The organism is Acinetobacter sp. YH12135 (assembly GCF_013418565.1).
GTDB lineage: Bacteria > Pseudomonadota > Gammaproteobacteria > Pseudomonadales > Moraxellaceae > Acinetobacter > Acinetobacter towneri.
In genome coordinates this window covers 34513-53531 of sequence record NZ_VPBU01000002.1, presented here as the reverse complement: position 1 = coordinate 53531, position 19019 = coordinate 34513, and the positions used below count along the sequence as shown (strand labels likewise).

Here is a 19019-nt window from a genome sequence, read left to right as displayed (position 1 = left end):
GTGCCTTTGTTTTTAAGCAGATAAAATGCGCATGAATCATGCTTATTCAAGCACACCATATTCTTGCATGAGCTGAATAAACTCAGCTTCATTCATCACTTGCACACCCAACTTCTCGGCTTTTTCTAGCTTTGAGCCAGCTTTCTCACCAGCCACAACACATTTGGTTTTGCCCGACACACTGCCGCTGACCCGTGCACCCAACGCTTGCAATAATTGGGTTGCTTCATCGCGTCCCATTTGGCTTAAAGTACCCGTAATCACCCAGCTCTCACCATTTAACGGCTGGCGTGTTGGTGCTATCGGAGCATCCCAATGAATGCCTGCTGCCAATAATCGATCCAATACTTCTAAATTATGCGGCGCTTGGAAAAAGTCCAAAATCCATTCTGCCGTAATATCTCCCACATCTGGAGTTTTCTTTAACGCTTCTAAATCAGCTTCACGCAAAGCCTCTAAAGTCTGAAAAGTATTGGCAAGCATCCGCGCGGTGGTTTCGCCCACACCACGAATTCCCAAGGCATAAATAAACGCAGCCAAAGTAGTTTTTTTGCTGTTTTCAATCGAGTCAATCAAGTTTTGAACCGACTTCTCACCCATTTTTTCAATGCCGAGCAAAGTGTCGCGGTGTTCGTGTAAATGATAAATATCAGCCACATTTTGTAGCAAGTTCAGATGCAGTAATGACTCCACCCAACGATCACCCAAACCTTCAATATCCATGGCTTTACGTGACACAAAATGACGAATCGCTTCAATACGCTGTGCCGCACAATACAAACCGCCTGAACAACGCGCCAAAGCCTCACCTTCAGGCATCACCACAGGCGAATCACACACAGGGCATTGTTCAGGTAAATGCACTTCTTGCGCATCGGCAAGGCGAAATTCAGGCCAGACTTTTTCAACTTTGGGAATCACATCACCACTACGGTAAACACTGACCGTATCGCCTAAACGCACATCCAAACGGTGAATTTCACCAATATTATGCAAAGTAACATTGGATACCGTCACACCACCTACCGCAACGGGGTTTAAACGTGCCACAGGCGTCAACGTACCTGTGCGCCCCACTTGCCAATCAATATTTTCAATGGTGGTTAAAGCGGCAACTGCAGGGAATTTATAGGCAGTCGCCCAGCGCGGCTCACGACTTAAAAAGCCCAATTGCTGTTGCTGTTTCAAGTCATTGACCTTGACCACCATGCCATCAATTTCAACGCTTAAATTCGGACGCTCAAGGTTAATTTGCTCATAGGCCGCCTGAACATCTTGAATGCTCTTGCAGACAAAATGACGTTCGCCAATTTCAAAACCAAACTGCCCCAACCATGCCAAACTGTCGGACATGGTGCTTTGTCCATGAGGCGGCACACATTGCGCAATGCCATAAGCATAGAATGCTAAAGGACGTGAAGCCGCAATATTCGGGTCTAACTGACGCAAACTGCCTGCTGCTGCATTGCGTGGATTGGCAAAGGTTTTTTCACCTTTGGCTGTATTGGCTGCATTGAGTTTTTCAAAACCAAGTTTTGGCATCAACACTTCACCACGCACTTCCAAAAATTCAGGAATAGCCGTTTCTGTCGCACTCAAAACTTTCGGTAAATTGCGGATAGTTTTGACGTTGTGGGTAATGTCTTCCCCTGTTTCCCCATCACCACGGGTCACACCACGCACTAAAACACCATGTTCATACCAAAGTGAAATCGCCAAACCATCAAATTTGAGTTCGACATCGTATTCAATATTTTGGTTGGGCAAACGCTCTTCGACACGTCTTGCAAAGGCAAATAATTCTTCCTGATTAAACACATTGCCTAAAGACAACATTGGCACAGCATGTGTAACCGTGGTGAACTTTGCCAAAGGTGTGCCACCGACTTTATTGGTCGGTGTATCGGGTTGAACTAAATCTGGATACTGTTGTTCCAACGCTTTTAGTTGATGGAAAAGCTGATCATATTCACTGTCTGCAATTGTCGGTTGATCCATCACATAATAGGCATGATTGTGCTTGGCAAGCAGTTGAATCAATTGACGCATTTGCGCCACGACGGTTAAATCTACAGACATATTTTCCACCATAAAAAAGGGCGGTCTTGTTCCGCCCTTCAATTTTTTCTATGTAGCGCATGCTACAGCTTGTATTGCTGCGCACATTATAAAAATGCGGCTGCAAAGTTGCAATTTATCCTACTGCACTCAGTTCATTTGCCAAACACTTGACGTAGCTTATACCCAGTACGAGATCGCAATTCTAGACATGACTTGCCTGACCAGCACGATAATCTATCGCCTGATGACGCCAGTGTTCACGTAATTGTGGAGTAAACTCTAAATGGTTTTGGTCATAGACCGTTCCATCAATTTCACGTGCAATCAGTCCTGAAATGCTGACCATGGTATCAAAGGCATTTTGCACATCGCTGTGCGGCAAAGCGAGGAAGAACGCTAAACCTTTAACTTGTTCGCTCGATAAAGTTTCTAAATCAAAACCATCTGCGCCTTCATCATTAATTTGTAAAACTGAAAATAATAATTTAGTGCCATCTTCGTTATAGCGATGGAAACATGACATTTCACCGAAACGTAAACCATATTTCATCAAGACTTTTAAGGCTTTATCGCCCGAAAGTATGCGACGTTCAGGGAAGACATTCAGCGCGATAAAAGATTCAGCGGTTGCCAAGGCACTTTCTTCATCCATGATTTTTTGTTCATGCAAATGCGAATCTAAAATGCTGCTTTCTTCATTAAATTCTGAAATTTCGGCAGTTTCAATGTGTTGATTCAGACTGTATTCAGTCGAAGCTTTGTTTTGCTCGACAGTCTGCGCATTCGGTTCAGTTTCTACAATCACTTGCTGAATTTCATCCGATAATGAATATTCTGAAGTTGTCGCTGTCGGGCTTGGCGTGTCTTGTGCAACTTCAGACTTCGATATCGTTGTGGATGGATCAAGCTCAGAATTTTCTGTATTTGCCTGCAAACTCGGTTCAACTTTGTCAGTTTCTGTGCTTGAAGAAGCCACGACATCATCCGTTAAAGCCTGTGGTTCAGACTTGGCAGGCGCATCTTGCGTAACTTCATCTACCGTTAAAGTCGGCTCCACACGCAGTGGCGTAGCGTCGCTTTGCAATTGGTCACGTACATGGCGTGGAATAATCGGTTTTTGGCTTTCTGCATTAAATTGCAGTTCCGAATCTAAGGATGGCGCTGAATCTACAGGTTTTTTTAGAATCATTTTCAAACCAAACGCCATGATCACAATAGCGATGACAATTCCAACGATTGTGGTGATTTCCATATTATGCCTCCGCGACTAGGCCGTATTCTGCGGCTTCTTCTAAATTTACGGTTACTAATTTTGAGGTTCCCGGTTCAGGCATGGTAACACCTAAGAGGTCGGTTGCCATCGTCATAGCAAGTTTATTATGTGTAATGTAAATGAATTGCACTTGTTCAGAAAGTTCTTTTACTAAATTACAAAAGCGCCCCACGTTAGCATCATCTAACGGTGCATCAACTTCATCGAGTACGCAAAATGGCGCTGGGTTTAAACGGAAGATTGCAAAAACCAAAGCCAAAGCTGTCAGTGCTTTTTCACCCCCTGAAAGTAAGGCCAAAGAACTGTTGCGCTTACCCGGTGGACGCGCCATCAATTTCACCCCAGATTGCCAGTCATCTTCCAAGCTCAGACTCGCTTCACCGCCATTAAAGACTTTAGGAAACAACTCCTGCAATTCGGTATTCACCTGATCAAAAGTATTCATAAACAGTTTACGAGTTTCCTGATCAATACTTTTCATTGCCGCCTGTAACTGCGAAACGGTATTTTCCAAGTCTTCAATTTGATGGCTTAATTCTGCAAAACGGGCAGATACTTCTTCATATTCTTCCGAAGCCGCCAAATTGACCGCACCCAATTTATCAAACTGTTGCTGCGCTTTCGCCAGTTTTTGTTGATGCGCAGCGACATCAATCTGCAAACCTGTGATGATCTCGCTGTTTAAATCTTTTAACTGTTCAGAATAATGCTGATAGTCCGACTTTGCCGATTGCCATGCCAAGCGCTTTTCTTCGAGTTTGGCACGTAATTGTTCATCTTGCTGCTGTTGCTGCTGCCGTTGCTCGGTCAGTTGCTGCTGTTTGGACTGCACACTGTTCAATTCCACTTGCCATTCCTGCCAAGTTTTTTGCAGCTTTTCAGTCTGCTGCTGCTGCTCTGAAAACTGAGTTTCCAAGTCAGGCAATTCCAACTGAACAGGATCGACAAACTTTTTGGCTTGTTCCATTTGCGCCACAATTTGTTGATATTGTGCTTTTAAGAAAGTGGCATCTTTTTCTAACAGTTCAATTTGCTGCTGAGTTTGTACCGCTTGACGACGTAACAGATCCACTTCTTGTTGCTGCTGCTGAAACTGTTGCTGTGAACTATCCAGCTGCTCATTCAGCTGCTCGACCTGAAATTGCAAGATTTTATACTGCGGTAAGGCTTGCTCAAGTTTAAAAGCCAAAGCATGCAAATCAATTTCCAGATCATCTTTTTGCATGGCATCTTCTTCAAGCTGCTCATCTAATTGTGCCAATTGATGCTGTAATTGCTGTTGCTGTACTGCAAAAGCCTGTGCCGCACTTTCGGCTTTCGCCATTTGCACATCTAGCGTTTGCAAGGCTTGCTGTTGCTGTTTGAGCTGTTGCTGTTGTTGCTGCAATTGCTGCTGCAACTGTTTTACCTGTTGCTGCAATTCAGGCAGTTGCTGTTCTGCTTGCTCATATTGTGGCAGTTGCAACGCCAACGCCTGTTCAATTTCATCCAAGCGAATCCGATGGCTTAATGCCCCTTGCCCTGCCTGTGCCGCTTCATCATAAAACAGCCCGATTACCCAGTCTGCTCCCACATGATAACCATCTAAACTAAGGATAGACTGCCCTGCTTGTAATTGCACTTGCAATGCCAAAGCCTGCGATAAACTTTCTGTAATTGCGACACTTTGCCACAAGCTACTTTGCGGTGAAGCAATCCAGTCACTGAGCGACTCACACCCCGAAAGCTGTATTTTTGATGTTTTTGAATCTACAGCCAAATGAATTTTTAGCTGACGTGCGCGGCTGTCCTGAAATTCAATATCTGCTTCTACCACCTGCGCAGATAACCATTTAGCCAAGAACTTTTCAATTAAATTGGCATGTGGTTTCGCCACATCTGCAAGTTGTAATACTTGCATCAACTGCACCACATCGGTTTGGGCTTTTGGACTTTGCTTAATGAGCAATTGATTGAGGTTTTTCTGTTCTGACTGCAAAATCTGAATCTCAGATTTTAAGGTCGCACACTGTGCTTTGTGCTCATTATAGTTGGTCTGCAACGTGGCGAGTTGCTGAGTGCTGTCTTGAATATTCTGTTCTAGTGTTAGCATTTCAGCCTGCAAGCGGGTCTTTTCGTCTTGCAGTTGTTGCATTCCCTCTTGCTGATCTTGCGGCTGAATTTGTGCAAACTGCTGTGTCAGGGTTTGTTTTTGCTGTTCAATACGGCTGATATTTTTGGCTAACTGCTCACTTTGCGCCTGCATGTGCACATGCTTTTGTTGTTGCTGTTCTACTTGCGCTTTGACTTGGGCATATTGTGCAGCTTGGGTTTGTTGCTGTGCTTTTAAATCCTGAAATTGCTGGCTCTGCTGCTGCGCCAAATGATCTTGCTGCTGTAGATTTGCCTGTTGGTTTTCTTGCTGATCGACCAAACTCTCTAGCTGCAATTCAATCAACTGCAAACGCTCTTTGGTTTGTGCTTTTTGTTGTTCAAGCTGCGATAAAGTCGCGGTATTTTGCTGAAACAAACTTTGTTTTTGTTCCAAAGTCATTTTCAGTTCAGCCAGTTTCTTTTCTGCCTGTTGCCATTCTTGCTGTAGCGGTGTCGATTGCTGAATCAAACGCTGAAACAACTCACTGGTCGCAGTTAAGTCATGTTCCAAAGTGGTCAGCTCAGAGCGCACCAATTTAAAACTTTCCCCTAACTCATTCATACTCAGGGTATATTCTTGCTGTAAACGTGCACTTTGTTCACACTGAAAAGACAACACTTCGACTTTAATGGTGCGAATTTCGCTCTCAAGCGCTTTGTATTGAATTGCTGTTTCTGACTGACGTTTTAAGGTTTTTAATTGCGATTTTAGTTCTGAAGCAATATCTTCCAAACGCGCCAAGTTCTGCGTGGTGTGATCCAAATGCAGCATGGTTTCACGACGACGCGCCTGATAACGTGACACGCCTGCCGCTTCTTCAATAAACACCCGCATTTCTTCAGGTTTAGCATCAACCAAACGATTAATCATGCCCTGTTCAATAATTGCATAAGAACGCGGGCCTAAACCTGTACCCAGAAAAATATCGGTGATGTCACGACGACGACACTTGGTTCCATTTAAAAAATATTCAGACTTACCATCACGGTTGACCTGCCGACGTACCGACAGTTCATTATAGGCGTTATAAGCACCGCCCAATTTGCCATAGGTATTGTCAAAACGCAGTTCCACACTGGCTACACCTACAGGTTTGCGTTTGGCAGTTCCTGTGAAAATTACATCCTGCATACTGCCGCCACGCAACTGGCGCGCACTAGATTCGCCCATCACCCAACGAATGGCGTCAATCACATTGGATTTACCACAACCATTCGGCCCCACCACAGCGGTACGGTTGGCTTTAAAATGTAAGGTCGTACTGTCGGCAAAAGATTTGAAGCCAGAAAGTTTTAAACTGCTTAAACGCATAATGTCCCAATTAACGGCGTGAACGTCTTGCCCATGCAAGCTCGATCTGTTTCATACGGGTCAGAGATTCCAACACCAAGTTGCGCAAGTGTCGGCAAAAATCTTCCATAAATAAAGTGGCTTGTTGTGATTTTCTGCTTAAAATTGCATCACTCACCAGTTTAAATAATTCAAAAGATTCTTGTAACTCCCGACGCGAAGTATTTAAGGTCAAAAAGTAACTGCGTCTTAACGATGGCAATAACTCTTGATAGAACTTCATTAAATATAAATTTCCCACCATATCAGGCTGCCGTGCCAGATATTGAAAAATTAAATCATAAAACTTTTCAGTATTGCCCAAGCGACATTGCTCTGCCAGTTGCAGCAAAAGTTGTTGTAAGGCTTCGGCTTCATGCATTCGCCACGTGTCCGCAATACGCTGCACAATATAACCCAATAACAAACTGCTGCTGTCAAACAAAGCTCGGACTTGCTGTGCCGACATTTCCGACACAATTGCACCACGACGTGGAAAAATTTCAATCAGATGAGTACGTTGCAATAACAACAGCGCTTCACGTACCGAACCACGACTCACGTCCAGTTCTTTGGCGATGCGCAATTCCTGAATACGCTCACCTTCAACCAAATCACCGCTAATAATCTGTTCTGCGATGTGTCGGGCAATTTGTTCCGATAAACTTTCTGATTCTTGTTGTTGCATACTGTTCCTATCTTGTTTTTATAAGATGCAGTGATGAAAATTCGGAGCTACTCTCATTTAAGACATCTCAGGATCATCCTTCGACTACAAGCATAGCTCCGATACAAGCATCTTTCTTTTTACTGCGAAACAGATCACAACGCCATGACATTGTCCGACAATTTCATGGCGCTAGAGCCAATTTTACATGGCTTAAAACAAAGAAAATAGCGACTCAACTTAGAAAAATACTCGCATACCCTGATATACAAAATAACAGCCAACGGTGGTCAACAAGCAGGCAAAACATTTTTTCAACATCGCTGGCGATAACAAATGTGCCACTTTCGCACCAACTTTGGCAGTAATAAAGCTCATCACACTAATGCCTATAAATGCATAAATGTGGATATAACCAATGGTATTGGGTACTGCAACTTCGGCTTGCTTACCAAACCACATAAAGCCTAATGCGCCCGCCACCGCAATTGGCAAACCACAAGCGGCTGAGGTTGCTACCGCTTTTTGCATGACCACGCCGTAACGGTTTAAGTACGGCACTGTTAAACTGCCACCGCCAATCCCAAAAATTGCAGAGGCAATGCCAATCCCACCGCCCGCCATGACTTGCTTTGCAGTTGAAGGCAAATGATGTGAAGGATCAACCGCAATATTTGCGCCTCTAAACATCTTAAAAGCCACCCACAGTGCAAAACCGCCAATTAATAATTGTAAGCCTTGCCCCGAAAGGAAATCGGCAATACCTGCACCAACAAATGCACCCACAATTAAACCAGGCGCAAGATTACGAAATACAGGCCACATCACCGCACCTTTTTTATGGTGTGCCGTAACTGAGCTGATCGAAGTTACAATAATGGTTGCCAATGATGTCCCCACCGCCATGTGCATTAACACCGATGGGTCATAATTGAGTTGAGTGAACACAATATATAAAATTGGCACAATAATTAAGCCGCCGCCCACGCCAAACAGCCCTGCTGCAAATCCAGCAATTGCACCAATCAATAAATATATGATTAACTCCATAAATATATTCCACTATTTGTAAATTCGTATGGATGTAGAAACCCGACAACTGCAACAACAACTCACAGAAGCAGGACAGCTTCCAGAAGTACTCATCCTGAAGCCGATTACCACTTCCACCAATGATGATGTACGGGAAATTGCACAAAAAGGTGTGCAGAGTGTCTTGGTATGCAGTACCAGACAAACGCATGGTCGAGGACAACGTCAACGGCAATGGGTATCACCCGAAGGGAACATCTATTTAAGCACATTGCTAAATTTACGAACACCTGTAAATGGGCGTTTGGCTTTAGAAATTGCGTTAAATATCTTGCAAATGCCGAGTCTACAGGCGCTGAATCTACAAGTAAAATGGCCAAATGACTTATACAGCCCGCAAGGCAAATGGGGTGGCATCTTAATTGAGCCAATTTCTGCACAGCAAGTCATTGTTGGGGTTGGGCTTAATCTTGCACCTGTCAGCTCAGCAGTTATTGATCAAAAAACCACATCTTTAACCGAACTGGGTTTGGTATCTATTGATCGTGTGCGCCTGATCGCAGAGCTTTATCTTGCCATTCAACAAGCCTGCGACTGGTTTAATCACGATTGCTATAATTTGGCATCTCGCTTCAATCATCATGCCGCATTTATGCAACAACAAGTTGAATTTGAACATTTTAAAGGTACTTGTCAGGGTACTTTTTTAGGCATTCAGGATGATGGCGCAGTGCAAATTGAAACGGCACAAGGGCTTGAAGTTTTTTATCAGGGACGTTTACGCCCTATCGATCATGCCGAGTCATCTTCATGAAAAATTTATGGCTAGATATTGGTAACACCCGCCTGAAATATTGGGTCACAGAACAAGACCGCATCATCGAACATGAAGCAGAATTGCATTTGCAATCTCCTGCCGATTTGTTGCTGGGTTTGATTCAACACTTTAAAAGTCTGAATGTGCATAAAGTAGGCGTGTCATCGGTACAAGATCAGAAGAATAATCAACGCATTCACTTGATTTTAAAAACCCTGAATGTGCCTGTGATTTATGCCAAAGTGCATGCAGATTATGCAGGTTTGCATTGTGAATATGATATTCAACAACTGGGGATAGATCGCTGGCTGCAAGTGCTTGCCGTGGCAAATGACCCACAAGAAAATTATTGTGTCATTAGTTGTGGTACGGCGCTGACTATTGATTTGGCGGATGGACTGACGCATTTAGGCGGCTATATTTTACCGAACTTATATTTGCAACGTGATGCACTGATTCAAAACACCAAAGGCATTAAAATTCCCGATGCTGCATTTGATGAACTCACCCCAGGACGCAGCACCATTGATGCTGTTCATCATGGTATTTTACTCGGCTTGCTCAGCACCATTGAGCATGTAATTCGACAGTCACCACGTAAACTGATTTTAACGGGTGGCGATGCACCGCTGTTTGCCAAATTCTTGCAGCAATATCAACCGCAAGTCGAGCAAGATTTATTGCTCAAAGGTTTGCAGCGTTATATTCAATATGCAACCCATGAAGTGCACTAAAAACCAAACATTGCTCCATCTACGCTGATAAATCTTTCGGTGTAGCTGTCATCTACGAATAAAGAACAACAAAAAAGCAGGCGCATTTTTATGCGCCTGCTTTTTTAACACTTTGATTCTAAGATGTTTTTAACAATTATTTCTTGGTTGGGTCGTTGCCACCAAACAATGGCCCCATACCGCCGCCACTGAATTGCTTTTGTAAACCGCCCAGTGAACGCATCATTTTTGCCATGCCCGATGGATTGGCAAATTTTTTCATCATTTTTGCCATTTGTGCATGTTGCTTGATCAACTTATTCACTTCTGACACATCCATACCACAACCCGCAGCAATACGTTTTTTACGGCTTGGATTCATCAGGTCTGGGTTACGACGCTCTTTGATGGTCATCGACTGGATAATCGCTTCCATCTTTTTCACTTGCTTTTCAGGATTGGCTTGCGCAATTGCATCTTGAATACCTGAGTTGCTCATGCCAGGCAACTTGTCTAAGAAGCCCATCATGCCGCCCATTTTATTCATTTGTTCAAACTGCATCAGCATATCTTCAAAGTTGAAGCTGCCGCCTTTTTGCAGTTTTTTCGCCATTTTTTCGGCTTTTTCTTTGTCGATTTTACGTTCAACTTCTTCGACCAAAGACAGCACGTCACCCATGCCCAAAATACGTTGTGCAACACGTTCTGGGTGGAATGGCTCTAGGGCATCGAGTTTTTCACCCATCCCCAAGAATTTAATTGGTTTACCCGTAATCGCACGAACTGAAAGTGCTGCACCACCGCGCGCATCACCATCAGTTTTAGTAAGGATTACACCTGTTAATGGCAAGGCATCATTAAAGGCTTTGGCTGTATTTGCCGCATCCTGACCCGTCATGGCATCAACCACGAACAAGGTTTCAGTCGGTTTAATCGCTGAATGTAATGCCTTGATTTCATCCATCATGTCATCATCGACGTGCAAACGACCTGCAGTATCGACAATTAACACATCAGCAAACTGAATTTTTGCCTGTTCGATGGCACGGTTGGCAATATCGACAGGGTTTTCATTGGCATTTGAGTCAAAGAAAATTGCGCCAACTTCGCCTGCAACCGTTTGTAGCTGTTTAATTGCCGCAGGACGGTAAACGTCGGCAGACACCATCGCCACTTTTTTCTTTTGACGTTCTTGTAAGAAACGTGCCAATTTTGCTGCAGTGGTGGTTTTACCCGCACCCTGCAAACCTGCCAATAACACCACAACCGGTGGCTTGGCAGCAAGGTCAAGGCTTTCATTGGCCTCGCCCATCATTTTTGTGAGTTCGTCATAGACAATTTTGACGAACGCCTGACCAGGGGATAACTGAGTCATCACTTCCTGACCCAATGCCTCTTCCTTAACTTTCGCGATGAATTCACGAGTTACAGGTAACGCCACATCGGCTTCAAGAAGTGCCATACGTACTTCACGTAACGTATCTTTAATATTGTCTTCGGTTAGCTGCCCTGAGCCAGTAACATTTCTTAAACTCTGCGTGAGTCGTTCTGTTAAGGTATCAAACATTGCAAATTCCGCTTAAAATAGCCATTAGCAAAAAAATGTTTCTTTAAAATAGAAAATTTATGCACAAGATGCTATAGGATACTGTAGTTCGCATCGAATTTATATAAATGAATATTCATCATCCTGAAAAAGGTTTGACATGATCAGTCTCCCCTTGGTTTATACGATTTTAGCATTAATCGCTTATACCAGTTCTTTTTGGTATTTATTTTCACATTTAATGTCTAAACGTGCGCCAAATCACTGGTTTATTCGTTCTCTGCTCAGTTTGGGCTTATTGCTGCATGCTGCCGTGTTGTATAACGATATGTGGACGCCGATGGGTGTCAACTACAACGTGTTTAACCTAATGTCATTTACTGCGGGTTTAATGTTGTTATTGAGCTTGCTGTTCAGCAGTTACCGACCTGTAATTGCGCTAAATTTGATTGGTATTCCTGTAGCAGCAGTGGGTTTAATTGCAGGTTTTTCATTCAGCCAACATAATTTATTTATTAACCAAAACTCGATTGGCTTAGACATTCATATTATTTTGTCGCTGTCTGCTTATGCCGTATTGTTGATGGCGACCATTCATGCCGTGTTAATATGGTTTCAAAACCGCGAACTCAAAAACAAACAAAAGCGTCGAGTTTGGGTAAATTTGCTGCCCTCTTTGCAAGATATGGAATCTTTGCTGTTTGATATGCTAATCGCAGGTTTTGCCCTACTGACTGTCGCATTAGGCTTTGGCTTCTTTACAGTAGAACATTTCTTTGCACAGCATTTAGCGCATAAAACGGCGTTTAGTATTATTTCGTGGTTTGTCTATGGTGCATTACTACTTGGACGCTACAAGTTTGGTTGGCGTGGTCAAAAAGCGATTCGCTTTACCATTATTGGTTTCTTTTTATTGGCGCTCGGTTTTATTGGTTCTAAGTTTGTGTTGGAAATGATTTTGGGGAAGTGAGTTGATTACACTTTTACAATGATCAGAGCGAACGAGTTAATCTATTTATGCCGAGAGCAGATAGAGAACAGAAATATTAAAGTCCTTGTGAAGACCACATCAATTCCAAGCCATTGCCTAGACATCCTCCATAAAAAAACGTATAACTCCACTTTTGTTTGAGCTGGTAGCATCCTGTGAAACTAATTCTTGCACCCATGGAAGGCTTAACCGACCCCATCATGCGTGATGTACTCACGTCTGTAGGCAGTTTTGACTGGTGTGTGACAGAGTTTATTCGGGTCACAGATAGTATTTTACCAGACCATATCTATCATACTTATTGCCCAGAACTACTCACCAACGGTAAAACTGCCGCAGGCACGCCTGTACATGTGCAATTTTTGGGGAATAATCCTGAAATGTTAGCCGCCAATGCAGCCAAAGTTGCGGCTATGGGTGCACCTGCAATTGATATGAACTTTGGCTGCCCTGCCAAAACAGTCAATCGGCATCGTGGCGGTTCAGTTTTACTCGATGAACCCGAAGTGGTGTATGAACTGGTTAAAGCGGTGCGCGATGCCGTTCCTGCTCATATTCCAGTTTCCGCCAAAATGCGTCTAGGCTATATGGATCGGAACTTCATGCTAGAAAATGCGCATGCCATTGAAGATGCAGGCGCAGCATGGGTTACAGTGCATGCACGTACCAAAGCCGATGGCTATACCCCTCCTGCATTTTGGGATCAGCTACGCCCTATTCGTGAAGCATTGAAGATTAATGTCATTGCCAATGGTGAAATTTGGAACAATGCCGATGCCAAACAATGCCAGTTAGAATCGGGCTGTGAAGATTTGATGATTGGCCGCGGTGCAGTCACCACTCCAGATTTGACCCAATGTATTCGTCAAAATTCAGACCTGCCTTTGCTGAGTTGGCAAGATTTGCTGCAACTGCAAATTCGCTTTATTCACGGCCCTGCCAAAACTGAAATTGGCATGCAAGGACGTTATAAACAATGGCTCGGTATGATGTCGAAACATTACCCCGAAGCCAAAGCTTTATGGGATGAAATCAAGCGTCTGAAAAAGTTGGATGAAATCATTGAAAAATTAGTCGCACACGCGACTTAAACAGTGCATCCAGCGAGCTCCAGATTTATCTAAAAAATTTCAGCTTTTATTAGGGTCTGCTCAGTTTTAGCCTACAGCACAAGCCATTTATGAAATGTCAACAGACCCTAGTGAATGTCATTTATTCAACCTTGCTGACAAAGCTTGGCATTTCCCATGCACTGCCTGCAAAACCTTTGCATTGTCCTGCATCCAATTGATAGCTTTTGACAAACTGCTGACCATTCCACGCCCACTCAATTTGACTGAAACAATCGCCAATTCCACGCCCTTTTTGATAGGCAAAAATCTGTCCATTGCTAAATTCTGAAGCAGAATCAGTTACAAATTGCTGTATCTTTTGCAGTTTTTTATCCATAACCCAATAAGCCACACCCCAATTATAAGCCCCTCGCCAACAGCTTGCCTCAACCAACACGCTATCTTGATTTAAGGGATAAGTATGAATCTGCTGTTCTGCTTGTTCAGGTTCAAACAGCATATAACAATCTTCACGATCTACAGTTTTTTGTAAAATTGGATATAACTTTTCTGCACTGGCCGCGGTAAGCACCTGTGCTTTGGCGGTTCGGTGTTGAGGCTGCATGAGAATGTTAATTTTAGGCATCGCTTGCGCTTTTAAGACCTGCGTGGATGCTTGATTGCCTTTTGCCAATATTGCGGAGTCTGTACCCACACGTTTTTGAAATTCATCCATTTTTAGCAACACTGCACTCATGCCTGCATCAGACAATTTCCAGCGTTGTTGACCATGTTTTAACTCGATCACGACATGCTGACGCGCCTGTGCCAACAGCTTTTGCACACTGGCAGCAGATAAATTGGCGATACTTTCATGAAAGTTTAATTGCTGCAAAGCGCGTTCATTTAAAAATAAAGTGGCTTGAGCAATATCTTCTTGAATTTGCAATTGCCCTTGTACAGCACTCTTTGCACCTGCTTGACGGGTCAATAACATACTGATCGGTTGTTCAAAATCATCATCGCTTTGGTAGCCTGCGGCACGGCAGGTTCCTGTATTATCACAGGCCAACTCCCAATCTTGATGCTGAAAATACAGTCCTTGCAAAGCAGTCGACTGGCTTGAAGCAATCGTTTTTTCAGCAGTGATCGGTGCTGCAAAAATACCAACACTACCGAATAAACCACTGATCGCCAGCAATATTTTTAGATTGCATCTGAAATTCATAATCTTCGCAACTCCTGAAATGGTCATCTATAATTCAACGGCTCAATCAAAGCTAAATTTAGCACCTTGCCTACTCAGCTCAATAAAAAAGCACGCCAGAGCATGCTTTCCTAATGCAATTGAACATCAAGATTTAATGTAAAAAATTACGATTCCTGTGTTAAATCCTTGACCGTGGTGCTTGCGCCATTGGTTTTCACTGACTCAATTCCTTTGTCACGCGATTGTTCAGAAGTATAGAGCTGACTCGTACCAATAATCTGATGGTTGGCAGCTTTTAAATTAAAATACGGCTTATCATTCTTAGATGTCAGTCGATCATAACGCCCATCATCCTGACTGTTCTTTTGTACCGAAGCGATGCCATTTTTTGCCGATGCTTTCGCCTTATACTGTTCACTGGTTAAGATAATTTCGCCATTCCCTGCTTTAAGTACAAAGCGATACTGACCATTGCTTGCTTGTGAAATCTCAAACCATCCTGACATAATTGCCCCCAGTTTTCTTGTGAGTGGTAAAGTGTGTTTTGAATGATGATAGGTTTTCAAACTGCCTAAAAATATTCTTTTCACTTAAAATATAAAGGGCTTAGGCACAAGAAAACAATATTAATTTTGTACACTCTTAAAGTTATTGTTGCTCAATTTGAATACTAAAATACTTTTATAAACTCCATAAAAAAGCGCAGGCAACTCAAGTCGCCTGCGCTGTTGAAATCTGCTTAAACTTAAGCTTTTTTCACATATTCAGATTTTAATTTCATAGCCCCCATGCCATCAATCTTACAATCAATGTCATGACCATCTGCAGCATCTGGAATTAAGCGAATATTTTTCACTTTCGTTCCCACTTTTACAGCAGCCGAAGAACCTTTAATTTTCAGGTCTTTAATCACAGTCACCGTGTCGCCATCTGCCAACACGTTGCCGTTTGCATCTTTAATCACAGCAGCAGTTTCTTCTAGCTGTTCCCCTTCTTTCCACTCATGTGAGCATTCAGGACAAATCAGTAGGTCGCCATCTTGGTAAGTGTATTCTGATTGGCATTTTGGGCAATTTGGCAAAGACATAAAAAACCTCAAAAACTATATTATAGCATTTTTTACTGAATTTTCATAAACTTAAAATCCTTATAAAGCACAAGGATAATCAAATAAAACTCTTTAATTGGACTGTGCTAAGCGTTGCAGCATCACGCGTTTTAATACCACTACATGATTGTGCTGCTCATCTTTAGCTGCTGTGACCAGAGTGATTTTTTGCTGCTGTGCCAGTTCACACAACGCCTGTAAAGCTTCTTCTTGCTCTGCTAATTCAGCTATATAACGCTGCTGAAACTCATCCCAATGTTGTTCAGGGTTTTGATGATACCATTTACGCAGCCCAGTCGAAGGCGTAATTTCTTTGGGCCATAAGTCAATACGAGCGCGTTCTTTACTCACACCACGCGGCCATAAGCGATCAACCAGCACCCGTGTTCCATCTGCCTGAGTCGCTTCAAGATAAGCGCGTTTGATTGCAATATCCATATTTGCACCTCTGCATCTTTTATGATGACGTCATCAGCGCCAAAGTTTTAGGCAGCAGATTATGTATCACAAATAAAAAAGCATGTGATCAACACATGCTTTTCAGATACCCGATTTAATCTTCGTAATCGTCTTCGTCTTCATCATCGTAGACGTAAGCCATACAGCCCCAGCCATCGTATTCACCGCCATGTTCTTCAGCAATTTTGCTGAACCATTGCTCTAAATCGACAATGTCTGAATACTCTGGTTCCATGTAAACATAAATGGTAATGATCCATTCAACTGCGTCAGATTCTTCATCTTGGAATAATGAAATTTTTTGTTCTTCGGCCAACAAATACAAAGCACATTTTTCAGCTTGTTCTTGTGTGGTAAAAGCGATGGAGTACTCAATCTCATGTGGCTCTGTCAGGTCATCCCCATCTTCATGCATTTGCCAAAGTACATTGCCATTATCATCATCAGGGAATTGTTCATAGTCACGTGTCATGCGAATATCCTTGTTATCTTTTTAGCCAATATATATCTGGCAAGTGACAAAATAGTGAATTCAACATAGCACAAATTTGCCCGAAGGACTCAATTTTCATCTCGTTTTACACTGACTTTAGTCTGAATTACCCAGAAGCTTGCTTTTACATGACACTACAATTGCTTTAAGCATTTGCAGCCAGTTTAATTTGTGGCATCTGACAAGATGCTTTCCTGTTTAAATGCCAACAGTAAAGCAGCAAACTTTAATTCTTCTTGTCGAAGTGTTAAGTAAGAGTCTAGAATTTTTGCGTGTCCAAATGCAGCCGCATAATGATTCAGCAAAGTAAAATCATCCTGCAAAGCTTGAAGCGATTCAGCCAGATTATGTTCAGTCAGCTGCGCCAAATATAAATCTGCTTTACTATTAAATGCTTGAGCCAGCAAAGTCACTGCCGCTAGACGGCGTTGCTCATCGACAAAAGCACAATGCGCAACTTCTTGATTTTTGACCGCATCTTGAATCTTGTGTCGTACTTGCTGCAGGTGTTGTGCTGCATCACTATAGCCATAACCTTCAATCAGATCATCCAATAGCTGCTGTGCAGGCAACTGAAAAGCAGGCGTATGATGTTCAATTTTATGATACAGCGCGGTCATAATCTGTTCGAGTTGCTGACGTTCTTCAACCAAGTTATAAAAAGCACCCAATTGATCTTGTGCTGTTTTAAGCGTTTTGGCTTTGGTTTTTTGCTCATGCTCGGCTAAAAAATCTCGGACTTTTTCAACTTGTTGCTTGCACTGCTCCCGCGTATTTTCCGCTTCGGATTTAATCATTTCTACAAACATTTCTACTTGTTGACGACGTTCTAATACATATTGCTCAACGTCTAAAATATGTTGATAGTGCTGCAAGGTTTCTAAACGACCTTTTAAACTGCTTATTTCGATGCGTAGCATGGTGAGCTGATGCTCTAATTCATTACTTTCTAACTCATCGGACGCCAAATTGGAGCGAGTGCGGTCTAAATTGCTTTGTAAAGATTGAATGCTGGCAGACAACTCACGGCGGCGCTGAGATTGCCAAAAAATAATCACCACCAAAACAATAATGATTGCACCCAATATATACAGCATATAACTTCTCCCACCGCATTGGTCTGCCATATTTTAAAAAGTCATCTTCAGTTTTAAAAACGCTTTCTAACCCGCTTTGATAGCCCACCACACTCAAAAACACAAAATTTTAAAACAGCGAGTTATTCATTTCCTTCATTTATGCCAAGGCAAATGAATAACGACAGCTCTAAGGATACGTTAGCGAGTTAGCGGCACGAAGACTATCCCAATTTTTGAGTATTTTCACAAAAAAATTGAAAAATATGCGCCTGTTAGAAAAATTGAATCCCAAAATCTCTAAAAAGGAAGCTGTGCTCGAATTGCAACAGGAACTTGGCTTAAAGGTTGCGTGAAAGCCAAATAACTGGCATGCAGCGCCATCCGACCTAAAGTACTTTTTTTCGGTTCAGGATGATATAACTTATCGCCTGTAATGGGATGTCCAATATATTGCATGTGTACCCGTAACTGATGCGAACGCCCTGTGATTGGGGTGAGCAAAACACGGGTAATATCTTCAACCGCACAATATTCCAAAGCTTGATACAGCGTTTGCGCAGGCTTGCCTAAATCGAAATGCACAATTTGGCGTGGACGGTTTTCCCAGTCAGTAATTAAAGGCACATCGACACTGCCCTCACCTTCAAGTTTGCCTTGAATTAAAGCAATGTAGTTTTTTTCTACTGTTCGCGCCTGAAACATTTTACTCAATGCGACTTCTGCATCACGATGCTTGGCGAACATGAGAATGCCTGAGGTCGCCATATCTAAACGATGGGCAATTTTTGCCTGAGGATAATCTGCGAGTACTCTTAAATATGCGCTGTCCTGATGTTCGGGCAAACGCCCAGGCACCGACAATAAACCTGCGGGCTTATCAATCACCAATAAATCGTCATCTTCATAGACAATTACTAAGGGATCTTGTGGAGGTGCATAAATAAAGTTGTCGTTTAAAGCCATGAACATACAGCATACAAAGCGGTGCGGGCAAAATATCAAGCACAGCCCGAACTGTCAATTCAGTCGGGCGATGTACTTTTTAGTGTAAAGAT

General features: G+C 42.8%; 17 protein-coding genes. 4 read left to right on the top strand and 13 right to left on the bottom strand.

Annotated elements, in window-relative coordinates; all coding sequences use genetic code 11:
- Nucleotides 1–42: 42 nt before the first annotated feature.
- The 5 genes from ligA to FTU70_RS01935 form a co-directional block, all read right to left on the bottom strand.
- Nucleotides 43–2079 (bottom strand): NAD-dependent DNA ligase LigA, encoded by a 2037-nt coding sequence (gene ligA / locus FTU70_RS01955; RefSeq protein WP_004972359.1) that lies wholly within the window; start codon nucleotides 2077–2079, stop codon nucleotides 43–45.
- A 184-nt stretch (nucleotides 2080–2263) separates the two neighbouring features.
- On the bottom strand, nucleotides 2264–3313 hold the full coding sequence (locus FTU70_RS01950; RefSeq protein WP_180059936.1) for a cell division protein ZipA C-terminal FtsZ-binding domain-containing protein: 1050 nt from the start codon (nucleotides 3311–3313) through the stop codon (nucleotides 2264–2266).
- A gap of 1 nt (nucleotide 3314) precedes the next feature.
- Entirely contained in the window at nucleotides 3315–6779 is a 3465-nt protein-coding gene (gene smc / locus FTU70_RS01945; protein WP_179996296.1) for a chromosome segregation protein SMC, read from the bottom strand.
- Nucleotides 6780–6789: 10 nt separating this feature from the next.
- Complete coding sequence (locus tag FTU70_RS01940; RefSeq protein WP_004972365.1) at nucleotides 6790–7485, bottom strand: GntR family transcriptional regulator; 696 nt, start codon at nucleotides 7483–7485, stop codon at nucleotides 6790–6792.
- Nucleotides 7486–7704: 219 nt separating this feature from the next.
- A complete protein-coding gene (locus FTU70_RS01935; protein ID WP_004972366.1) occupies nucleotides 7705–8514 on the bottom strand; it encodes a sulfite exporter TauE/SafE family protein in 810 nt (269 codons plus the stop codon).
- A gap of 28 nt (nucleotides 8515–8542) precedes the next feature.
- Here FTU70_RS01935 and FTU70_RS01930 point away from each other — a divergent pair, with 28 nt between their 5' ends.
- Together FTU70_RS01930 and FTU70_RS01925 are read left to right on the top strand one after the other, a co-directional pair.
- Complete coding sequence (locus FTU70_RS01930; RefSeq protein WP_004972369.1) at nucleotides 8543–9310, top strand: biotin--[acetyl-CoA-carboxylase] ligase; 768 nt, start codon at nucleotides 8543–8545, stop codon at nucleotides 9308–9310.
- Entirely contained in the window at nucleotides 9307–10047 is a 741-nt protein-coding gene (locus FTU70_RS01925; protein WP_004972372.1) for a type III pantothenate kinase, read from the top strand. Before FTU70_RS01930 ends, FTU70_RS01925 begins: the two co-directional genes overlap by 4 nt.
- Nucleotides 10048–10183: 136 nt before the next feature.
- On the opposite strand, the gene ffh is transcribed toward FTU70_RS01925, so the two are convergent.
- Nucleotides 10184–11593 carry a signal recognition particle protein gene (gene ffh, locus FTU70_RS01920; RefSeq protein WP_096902093.1) on the bottom strand — a complete coding sequence of 470 codons (1410 nt, stop codon included), beginning with the start codon at nucleotides 11591–11593 and terminating at the stop codon, nucleotides 10184–10186.
- Between the two features lie 139 nt (nucleotides 11594–11732).
- Here ffh and FTU70_RS01915 point away from each other — a divergent pair, with 139 nt between their 5' ends.
- Together FTU70_RS01915 and FTU70_RS01910 are read left to right on the top strand one after the other, a co-directional pair.
- Nucleotides 11733–12542, top strand: a complete 810-nt coding sequence (locus FTU70_RS01915) for an inner membrane protein YpjD (RefSeq protein ID WP_180059934.1) — start codon at nucleotides 11733–11735, stop codon at nucleotides 12540–12542.
- A 176-nt stretch (nucleotides 12543–12718) separates the two neighbouring features.
- On the top strand, nucleotides 12719–13654 hold the full coding sequence (locus FTU70_RS01910) for a tRNA-dihydrouridine synthase (RefSeq protein WP_180059932.1): 936 nt from the start codon (nucleotides 12719–12721) through the stop codon (nucleotides 13652–13654).
- Nucleotides 13655–13775: 121 nt separating this feature from the next.
- Here the strand turns inward: FTU70_RS01910 and FTU70_RS01905 are convergent, their stop codons facing one another.
- From FTU70_RS01905 to FTU70_RS01875, 7 genes are all read right to left on the bottom strand, one after another.
- Entirely contained in the window at nucleotides 13776–14843 is a 1068-nt protein-coding gene (locus FTU70_RS01905; protein WP_180059930.1) for a DUF1176 domain-containing protein, read from the bottom strand.
- Between the two features lie 146 nt (nucleotides 14844–14989).
- Nucleotides 14990–15331, bottom strand: coding sequence for a YegP family protein (locus FTU70_RS01900; RefSeq protein WP_004972386.1), 342 nt, complete (start codon nucleotides 15329–15331; stop codon nucleotides 14990–14992).
- Nucleotides 15332–15570: 239 nt separating this feature from the next.
- Complete coding sequence (locus FTU70_RS01895; protein WP_004972388.1) at nucleotides 15571–15912, bottom strand: zinc ribbon domain-containing protein YjdM; 342 nt, start codon at nucleotides 15910–15912, stop codon at nucleotides 15571–15573.
- A gap of 93 nt (nucleotides 15913–16005) precedes the next feature.
- Nucleotides 16006–16371, bottom strand: coding sequence for a DUF488 domain-containing protein (locus FTU70_RS01890; RefSeq protein WP_180059928.1), 366 nt, complete (start codon nucleotides 16369–16371; stop codon nucleotides 16006–16008).
- A gap of 115 nt (nucleotides 16372–16486) precedes the next feature.
- Nucleotides 16487–16864 carry a ribonuclease E inhibitor RraB gene (locus tag FTU70_RS01885; protein ID WP_004972392.1) on the bottom strand — a complete coding sequence of 126 codons (378 nt, stop codon included), beginning with the start codon at nucleotides 16862–16864 and terminating at the stop codon, nucleotides 16487–16489.
- Nucleotides 16865–17049: 185 nt separating this feature from the next.
- Nucleotides 17050–17982: a DUF5660 family protein gene (locus tag FTU70_RS01880; protein WP_180059926.1), complete on the bottom strand. Its 933-nt coding sequence runs from the start codon at nucleotides 17980–17982 to the stop codon at nucleotides 17050–17052.
- Between the two features lie 279 nt (nucleotides 17983–18261).
- Nucleotides 18262–18927, bottom strand: a complete 666-nt coding sequence (locus FTU70_RS01875) for a pseudouridine synthase (RefSeq protein ID WP_180059923.1) — start codon at nucleotides 18925–18927, stop codon at nucleotides 18262–18264.
- Between the last annotated feature and the right edge of the window lie 92 nt (nucleotides 18928–19019).

Bases quoted from the DNA above. Each gene is read 5' to 3' on its own strand.
- ligA (WP_004972359.1), bottom strand. From the start codon at position 2,079: ATGTCTGTAGATTTAACCGTCGTGGCGCAAATGCGTCAATTGATTCAA.
- FTU70_RS01950 (WP_180059936.1), bottom strand. From the start codon at position 3,313: ATGGAAATCACCACAATCGTTGGAATTGTCATCGCTATTGTGATCATG.
- smc (WP_179996296.1), bottom strand. From the start codon at position 6,779: ATGCGTTTAAGCAGTTTAAAACTTTCTGGCTTCAAATCTTTTGCCGAC.
- FTU70_RS01940 (WP_004972365.1), bottom strand. From the start codon at position 7,485: ATGCAACAACAAGAATCAGAAAGTTTATCGGAACAAATTGCCCGACAC.
- FTU70_RS01935 (WP_004972366.1), bottom strand. From the start codon at position 8,514: ATGGAGTTAATCATATATTTATTGATTGGTGCAATTGCTGGATTTGCA.
- FTU70_RS01930 (WP_004972369.1), top strand. From the start codon at position 8,543: ATGGATGTAGAAACCCGACAACTGCAACAACAACTCACAGAAGCAGGA.
- FTU70_RS01925 (WP_004972372.1), top strand. From the start codon at position 9,307: ATGAAAAATTTATGGCTAGATATTGGTAACACCCGCCTGAAATATTGG.
- ffh (WP_096902093.1), bottom strand. From the start codon at position 11,593: ATGTTTGATACCTTAACAGAACGACTCACGCAGAGTTTAAGAAATGTT.
- FTU70_RS01915 (WP_180059934.1), top strand. From the start codon at position 11,733: ATGATCAGTCTCCCCTTGGTTTATACGATTTTAGCATTAATCGCTTAT.
- FTU70_RS01905 (WP_180059930.1), bottom strand. From the start codon at position 14,843: ATGAATTTCAGATGCAATCTAAAAATATTGCTGGCGATCAGTGGTTTA.
- FTU70_RS01900 (WP_004972386.1), bottom strand. From the start codon at position 15,331: ATGTCAGGATGGTTTGAGATTTCACAAGCAAGCAATGGTCAGTATCGC.
- FTU70_RS01895 (WP_004972388.1), bottom strand. From the start codon at position 15,912: ATGTCTTTGCCAAATTGCCCAAAATGCCAATCAGAATACACTTACCAA.
- FTU70_RS01890 (WP_180059928.1), bottom strand. From the start codon at position 16,371: ATGGATATTGCAATCAAACGCGCTTATCTTGAAGCGACTCAGGCAGAT.
- FTU70_RS01885 (WP_004972392.1), bottom strand. From the start codon at position 16,864: ATGACACGTGACTATGAACAATTCCCTGATGATGATAATGGCAATGTA.
- FTU70_RS01880 (WP_180059926.1), bottom strand. From the start codon at position 17,982: ATGCTGTATATATTGGGTGCAATCATTATTGTTTTGGTGGTGATTATT.
- FTU70_RS01875 (WP_180059923.1), bottom strand. From the start codon at position 18,927: ATGGCTTTAAACGACAACTTTATTTATGCACCTCCACAAGATCCCTTA.